We start from the raw sequence: 6,788 nt of genomic DNA on the forward strand, positions 1-6,788 counted from the left end.
GGTCATCGCGGCGGTTCTGGGTTGCGCGTCGGCATCGTAGGGGTGCCCGCCGCCGTCCCGCGCGGTTCCTGACTCTTCCGCGTGGCCCGGACCCATGCGGCGAAGGACTCGGCGGCGTCCACGACGGCCTCGAAGCGCAGGGAGTGGAAGAGGTCGAAGGAGTGCTGGGCACCGGGAAGTTCGGCGTACACGACGGGGGCGGTGGAGGTGTCGCGCAGGGCGGTGGCGAAGGCGCGGGCGTTCTCGACGGGGACGAGGGCGTCCTTGTCGCCGTGGACGAGGAGGACCGGCGGGGTGTCGGGGCGCAGATAGGCGGCGGGTGTGGAGGGCGGCGGTTCCTCGGCGACCGCGCTGCCGTAGTAGCCGGAGAGGGAGATGACGGCGGTGACCGAGGTGTCGGCCTGCTCGAACCCGGGCTGGAACGCGGGGTCGTTGGCGGTGAGGGCCGCGGTGCAGGCCAGGTGGCCGCCGGCGGAGCAGCCGGCGAGGAACAGCACCGACGGGTCCGCGCCGTGGGCGAGGCCCTGCTCGCGCACCCAGGCGATGACCCTCTTGGCGTCGACGAGGGGATCCGGGAAGCGCCCGTCGGGCTTGAGGCGGTAGTTCGCGCTGACGCACGTCCAGCCCTGGCCCGCGAGCCGGTACAGGAGAGGGCGGGCCTCGCGGTCCTTGCGGCCGCTGCGGTAGCCGCCGCCGTGGAAGTGGATCAGCACGGGGGCGCCCTCGGGGTGGGAGCGGTGGCGGTAGACGTCGAGCAGGTGGTACCGCCCCGCGTCGCCGTAGGGGATGTCCGGGATCCGTTCGACGTCGCGGCGGCGCACCAGGAACGGCCGGAGCAGGATCCGGGCGAGCGGCGGCCGACGGCGCAGCCCTGCCGCGGTGGCGGGGTCGAGGGCGGAGCGCCAGTCGGCGCCGAGGCCGTCGTGCAGCGCCTCCGCCAGCACGCGCCGGGCCCGCGCGCCCCGCTGGGTGACGACCACCAGCCCGGCCAGGGAGGCGGCGGCCATGGCGAGCCCGGCCAGACCGCCGGGCGAGGCGAGGTCGCCCTGGGCGAGGGCGAGGGAGGTGGAGGCGGCGATCCAGTACATGCCGAGGAAGGGCAATTCGCTCGCGGCGAGGCCGAATCGGAAACTCAGCGTGGCCGGCAGTCCGGGCCGGCGCGGGGCGACGGCGGCGAAGAAGGTGCACCATGTGACGAGCGCCATCGCCACCAGGTATCCGATCGGCATGTTTCGAACTGTAGCGACTTGGTTGTTTTTACAGGCTAGTTGTCACCCCAGACGTGGCTGTTTCGGCCACCGTGGACGCGTCGCGCGGGACTGGGCTCCTGCCGACAAACGTGAATTCGGGCCGGCATCCGCGGGGCCTCGCCGAGGCGATGGAGGGGTTCGGCGTCGCCGAGGCCGAATGCGTTCGAGAGGCTCGCCCCGGTCCTGCGCGGCCCGGTCGAAGCGATTACGACTACCTGCTGTACGTCCAGGCGCCGAGCACGGCCGCCGACCGGGCGGACGCGACCTTCCACGCGCAGTAGACCGCCCCGGCGGGTGATTGCCGCCCGGTCGGCCGGGGCACCCGTCCGCCCCATGGACGGGGTGCGACGGATCCTGCTGACCGGGTGGTTCAGCTTCCCGGACGGGGAGGCGACCGCCGGGGACGTGCTCGCCCTGGAGCGGGTGAGGGGCGTGCTGGAGGGCGCCCGGATACCGTACGACATCGCCTGGAGCCCCGGCTTCCGGCCCGGCGCGCTGTCCCTGGCGGACGCCCGGCCGGAGACGTACTCGCACCTGGTGTTCGTGTGCGGTCCGCTGCACGGGCCGCAGGTCGAGGGGCTGCACCGGAGGTTCGCCGGGTGTGTGCGGATCGCCGTCGGAGTCTCCGTCGTCGACCCGGTCGGCGCGGCCGTCACGGGGTTCCACCGGGTACTGGCCCGCGACACGCCCGCCAGCGAGCCGACGGTGGACCTGGCCGCTCGGGCGCCCGCCACGCCGGGTGTGCCCGTGGTCGGGGTGGTCCTCACCCACGGGCAGCACGAGTACGGCCCCCGGCGCCGCCACGACCAGGTCGCCGACCGGATCACCCGCTGGCTGGCCGGACGGAACTGTGCCCGGCTGGAGCTGGAGACCCGGCTCGACATCCACGACTGGCGGCTCGCCGCGACCCCCGCCCAGCTGGAGTCCGTACTGGCCCGGCTGGACCTCCTCGTCACCGACCGGCTGCACGGGCTGGTGCTCGCACTGCGGGCCGGGGTGCCCGTGCTGGCCGTGGACCCGGTCGCCGGCGGCGCCAAGGTGACCGCCCAGGCCCGCGCCTGCGGCTGGCCCGCGCTGCTGGACGCGGAGCGGCTCGACACCGAGTCGCTGGAACGCTGGTGGAACTGGTGCCTGACCTCCGGCCGCCCCACCGCCCGCACCCACCTGCGCGCCACCCCCTGCCAAGACAGCGCGGACACCCTCCTGACGGCCCTGCTGCCGCCGCACGCCGGGTAGGCACACGTGCCACCACGCACCGGTCAGGCACACGCAGGCCAAGTACGTCGCGCGGATCCGCGCGGCGCGGATCCGCAAGGCAGGTGCGCCGGAGGTCCCACCTCCACCTCCGACCGCCCCGCCGTCCACCCCGCGCCCCAACCACCACCCACCTCCGACCACGCCCGCCGTCCGACCCCTGTCCCGACCACCGCCCGCCGTATCCGACCCACGCCCCGACCACCGCGCGCCTCCCACCGACCTCCCAACCGCCCCGCCCCAACCGCCCTGCCTCCAACCGATCCCCGACCACCACCCACATCCGAACACCCCACCGACCGACCAGTCCTTCCAATCGGCCCGCCTCCGACCCCCCAGCCCCCAACCGACTCCCGACCACCGCCCGCACCAGAACACCCCACCCACCGACCCGCCTTTCCAATCGGCCCGCCTCCGGCCGGCCCTCCGGCCTCCCCGCCTCCGGCTGACCTCCGGCTCCGGCCGGTCGTCGGCCCGTTCGCGTTAGTCCCGGTGTCGGTCGGGCACCCGGGGCGGGTCCAATGGATCGGCGTCAGCGAGGAGGTTTCCGTGTCGACCGGCCGGCTCCCCGACCGTGAACAGCGCATGCTGGACGAGATGGAGCGCGCCCTGCGCCGCGACCGCCGTCTGGACCGGCGCCTGAGCACCCTGAGCCGGTATCCGGCCCTGGCCCGGTTCGCGGCCTACGCGCCCGGCCGGGGGACCGTGGCGCTGCTGCTGGCCGTCTCCGTCGGCCTCATGGTGGCCGGCATCATCACCTCCGCACCGGCCGTGATCTGGACCTTCGCCGCGTTCTGGCCGGCGACGCTGTACGCGGCGTTCCGGCGGCTGTGTCGTTGGGCTGAGCCGGGGAGCGGCCCGCGGGCCGCGTCCTGAGCGGTTTGCCCGCCGGGCCGGCGGGGACCCGGAGGCCGGAGGTGATCGTGGTGCCCGAGCCCGGAAGCAAGAAGTACGACACCCGGCGGGCGCGGCTGCGCAAGGAAGCGGAACGGTCGGGGGTCTCCGACCGGGACGCGAACGCCACCGCGAACGAGGCGCTGCAGGAGGACCCGCAGTGGCGCGGCCGGGGCCCGCGCACGGAACGCGGCCGGGGCCCGAAGAGCGAGCGCCCCGAGGGCGAACGCGAGTAGGACCCGAGCCCACCCCCGAAGCGGGGCCGCGCCCGAGCGGACGCGGCCCCGCTCACCCTGTGTACCTTCGCGCCCTCGACCTGCTCTGGCGCTCCTCCAGCAGCCGGAACCGGGCCTCCACCTCCGCGGGCAGCACCCGCCGCTCCCGCAGCACCCACGGCAGCGCGGCGGCGGCCTCGGCGAAGGCCCTCAGGGAGACGGTGTCGCGCGGGACGGTGCGGGCCAGGTGCAGGGTGCGGCGCAGGGCGGGCCCGGCCGGGCGGCGCAGCCAGGTGAACCACAGGGTGTTGCGGATGCCGTGCTCGCGGCGCAGGCGGGGATCCCGTACCTCGGACGCCTGGTGATGGACCGTCAGATGTTCGGCGTACGTCAGCCACCAGCCGCTCGCCGCCAGGTCGGCCGCGAGCAGTTCCTCCTCACCGCCCAGCCACAGCCGGGGACTGAAGCCCCCCGCGGCGCGGAACGCGTCGGTGCGCAGGACGGTCGCGGCGGCGAGGAAGGAGCCGAGGGCCGGGCCGGGCAGCCAGTCCGGCCCGGGGACGGGTGAGTCGCGCAGTTCCTCGACGATCGGGTCCTCCGCGCCGTCCGGTTCGACGACGATCCGCGCGGTGACCCCGGCGAGCCCAGGATGCCGGTCGAGGAGTTCCGCCGCGCCAGCGAGGGATCCCGGCGCCCACCAGGAGTCGTCGTCGCAGAACGCCACGTAGGGCGTACGGACCTGACGCACCGCCAGGTTACGGCCGACCGCACCGAGGTTGCGGCCGGGGCGCAGCAGCCGCACCCGGGGATGGAGGCGGGCGACGGCCGCGGCGGTGCCGTCGGTGCAGGCGTTGTCGGTGACGATCACCTGCGGCTGCTCGGGGAGTTCCGCCAACCGGTCGAGGGTGCGCAGGAGTTCGGGGCGGCGGTTGTGCGTGATGACGACGACGGTGGTGCGCGGGTCGGTCATACGGGCGCTCCGTCCAGGGTGCGGGCGGCCCGCTCGACATGCGGGGGCAGCGGGCGGCGGGCCCGCAGGGCGGCGGGCAGCCGGGCCAGGGTCCCCCGCAGGGCGCGGCGGGCCTGCGGGTCGTGGCGGGCGTCGGCGGCCAGGTCGCGGGTGCGGGCGAGGGCGTACGGCAGGGGGCGGCGCAGCCAGGCGGTCAGCAGGGCGTTGCGGCGCTGGACGGCCGGGCGGTCGGTGCGGGGTGCGGGGTCCGGGTGGTGGTGGGCGACGACGTCCGGGCAGTGCACGACGCCCCAGCCGCGGGCGGCGAGGTCGTAGGCGAGGAGGGTCTCCTCCCCGCCGAAGAACAGCAGCGGGTCGAAACCGCCGGCGTCGAGGTACGCGCTGCGGCGGACCACGGCGGCGCAGGCGAGGAAGCCGAGCACCTGGGTACCGGGCAGGTCGGTGGCCGGGCCCAGCGGGGAGCCGGCGAGGACGTCGTCGAGGGGGTCGGGGCGGTCGTCGGGGCCGACCAGGGTGCGGCCGGCGATCAGCCCGAGCCGCCCATGCTCGTCGAACAGCCGGGCCGCGCGGTCCAGGGCCCCCGGCGCCCACCAGGAGTCGTCGTCGCTGAACGCGACGTAGGGGGTGCGCAGGGCCCGCACACCATGCGTACGGGCCGGCGCCCCGCGGTTCGACGGCAGCCGCACCACACGCACCTGCGGGTACCGGCGGGCGACCATCTCCCGGGTGCCGTCGCTGGAGGCGTTGTCGGCGACCACGATCTCCGGCCGTTCGGGGAGGTCGAGCAGATGGTCCAGCGTCCGGGCGAGGCCGGCCGCGCGATCACGGGTGGCGATGACGACGCCGACACGGGGGTCGGTCATGGCAGCGGTTCCTGGGCGTTGAGGGGCACGGAGGAGAAGTCGGTCATGGCAGGCCGTCCAGGGCGTGCAGGACGTCTTCGGGGTGGATCCGGAGCAGGGCGGGATCGGGGCGGTGGCCGTGGGGGTCGCCGTCCGGGCCGGGGTGCCACAGGGCGCGGTGGCGTGGGCCGGCGGGCGGGCCCCAGCGGCTGGGCGGGACGGGGCCGAAGAGGGTCACGGAGGGGGTGGCGTGGGCGACGGCCAGATGGGCGATGCCGGTGTCGCCGCTGACGACGGCACGGGCGCCGGCGACCAGGGCGGACAGCCGGGGGAAGGGCGGGCCGCCGCCGTGGACGTCCGCGTCCGGCAGCCCGGCCCGCTCCGCCAGCCGCGCCACGAGGTCGTCCTCATCGGGACCACCGGTGACCACGACCCGCAGGCCGCGGTCCCGCAGCACATCTGCCACGGCGGCGTACCGCTCGACCGGCCAGCAGCGGGCGGGCGCCCCCGCCCCCGGGTGCAGTACGACGGCGCCGGGTGCCGGGGACGGCTCCGTCGGCCGGGGCAGCCGTAGGTCGGTGGGCTCGGCCGGGATGCCGTAGGCCGCCAGGAACCGGCACCAGCGGGCGCGTTCATGCTCCTCGGGGTACCAGGGCGGGCCGTCCGGACCGGCGAAGGCGAGCAGTCTGCGCGGACGCAGGGACAGCAGCAGACGCCGGCTGGGCGGCCCGTTGCCGTGCAGGTCGACGGCGACCTCGGGCGGCGGGCCGGTCCAGTCGAGGCGGTCCGGCACGGCCCGGCCGGGCGCGGAGGCGGGCAGCAGCCGGTCCACGGCACCGATCGCGGCGACGGCCTGACCGAGCTCGGCGGGCGCGGCAAGCACCACCTCGTGCCGGGGAAACGCCCGCCGCACCCCCCGCAGCGCGGGCACCCCGGCCAGCAGATCCCCCAGCCCCAACGCCCGCAGCACCACCACCCGCTCCCTCACCACACCCTCCCCACCCCACCACGGCCCCGCGAAGCCTCCTCGGCGCCCATCCGATCACCGCCCGCGTCCGAACCCCTCGCCTCCGCACGCCCGGCGGCACCGTCTGCGGCCGGGACGGCTGTTCCGGCTGTCTCGGCGTTGCCGCCCGACGCGCTCTCCACCACCCGTGACCCCGCACCCCCGTCGGCAGCGACCTGCGCCTTCCCGCGCCCCGGCGCGCCCGCCGCAGGCCGCGCCGTCCCCGGCCGCCCACCTCGCGACGGGCCCTCCGCACGCCCCGCGGCACCGTCTGCGGCCGGGACGGCTGTTCCGGCTGTCTCGGCGTTGCCGCCCGACGCGCTCTCCACCACCCGTGACCCCGCACCCCCGTCGGCG

General features: G+C 76.2%; 7 protein-coding genes. 3 read left to right on the top strand and 4 right to left on the bottom strand.

Going from position 1 to position 6,788, the window contains the following annotated elements; translation table 11 throughout:
• Positions 1-2: 2 nt before the first annotated feature.
• Complete coding sequence (locus ACH5AC_RS13425) at positions 3-1,229, bottom strand: alpha/beta hydrolase (protein ID WP_398861885.1); 1,227 nt, start codon at positions 1,227-1,229, stop codon at positions 3-5.
• Positions 1,230-1,583: 354 nt separating this feature from the next.
• Here ACH5AC_RS13425 and ACH5AC_RS13430 point away from each other — a divergent pair, with 354 nt between their 5' ends.
• From ACH5AC_RS13430 to ACH5AC_RS13440, 3 genes are all read left to right on the top strand, one after another.
• Positions 1,584-2,486, top strand: coding sequence for a polysaccharide pyruvyl transferase family protein (locus tag ACH5AC_RS13430; protein WP_398861886.1), 903 nt, complete (start codon positions 1,584-1,586; stop codon positions 2,484-2,486).
• A 567-nt stretch (positions 2,487-3,053) separates the two neighbouring features.
• Positions 3,054-3,380 (top strand): DUF3040 domain-containing protein, encoded by a 327-nt coding sequence (locus ACH5AC_RS13435; protein WP_398861887.1) that lies wholly within the window; start codon positions 3,054-3,056, stop codon positions 3,378-3,380.
• Between the two features lie 50 nt (positions 3,381-3,430).
• Positions 3,431-3,634: a hypothetical protein gene (locus ACH5AC_RS13440; protein ID WP_398861888.1), complete on the top strand. Its 204-nt coding sequence runs from the start codon at positions 3,431-3,433 to the stop codon at positions 3,632-3,634.
• 52 nt (positions 3,635-3,686) lie between these two features.
• On the opposite strand, the gene ACH5AC_RS13445 is transcribed toward ACH5AC_RS13440, so the two are convergent.
• Genes ACH5AC_RS13445 through ACH5AC_RS13455 form a run of 3 tightly spaced genes read right to left on the bottom strand, consistent with a single transcriptional unit; the run spans position 3,687 to position 6,413 of the window.
• The gene (locus tag ACH5AC_RS13445) at positions 3,687-4,583 is read right to left on the bottom strand and encodes a glycosyltransferase family 2 protein (protein WP_398861889.1); all 897 of its coding nucleotides are present in this window, start codon (positions 4,581-4,583) and stop codon (positions 3,687-3,689) included.
• Positions 4,580-5,446, bottom strand: coding sequence for a glycosyltransferase family 2 protein (locus ACH5AC_RS13450; RefSeq protein WP_398861890.1), 867 nt, complete (start codon positions 5,444-5,446; stop codon positions 4,580-4,582). Before ACH5AC_RS13450 ends, ACH5AC_RS13445 begins: the two co-directional genes overlap by 4 nt.
• 43 nt (positions 5,447-5,489) lie before the next feature.
• Positions 5,490-6,413 carry a glycosyltransferase family 9 protein gene (locus ACH5AC_RS13455; protein WP_398861891.1) on the bottom strand — a complete coding sequence of 308 codons (924 nt, stop codon included), beginning with the start codon at positions 6,411-6,413 and terminating at the stop codon, positions 5,490-5,492.
• Positions 6,414-6,788 lie beyond the last annotated feature (375 nt).

Origin of the sequence: Streptomyces sp. NPDC018693 (assembly GCF_044391385.1) — a bacterium.
Taxonomy (GTDB): domain Bacteria; phylum Actinomycetota; class Actinomycetes; order Streptomycetales; family Streptomycetaceae; genus Streptomyces.

Coding starts and splice junctions, on each gene's coding strand:
- ACH5AC_RS13425 (WP_398861885.1), bottom strand. CDS start 1,229: ATGCCGATCGGATACCTGGTGGCGATGGCGCTCGTCACATGGTGCACC.
- ACH5AC_RS13430 (WP_398861886.1), top strand. CDS start 1,584: ATGGACGGGGTGCGACGGATCCTGCTGACCGGGTGGTTCAGCTTCCCG.
- ACH5AC_RS13445 (WP_398861889.1), bottom strand. CDS start 4,583: ATGACCGACCCGCGCACCACCGTCGTCGTCATCACGCACAACCGCCGC.
- ACH5AC_RS13450 (WP_398861890.1), bottom strand. CDS start 5,446: ATGACCGACCCCCGTGTCGGCGTCGTCATCGCCACCCGTGATCGCGCG.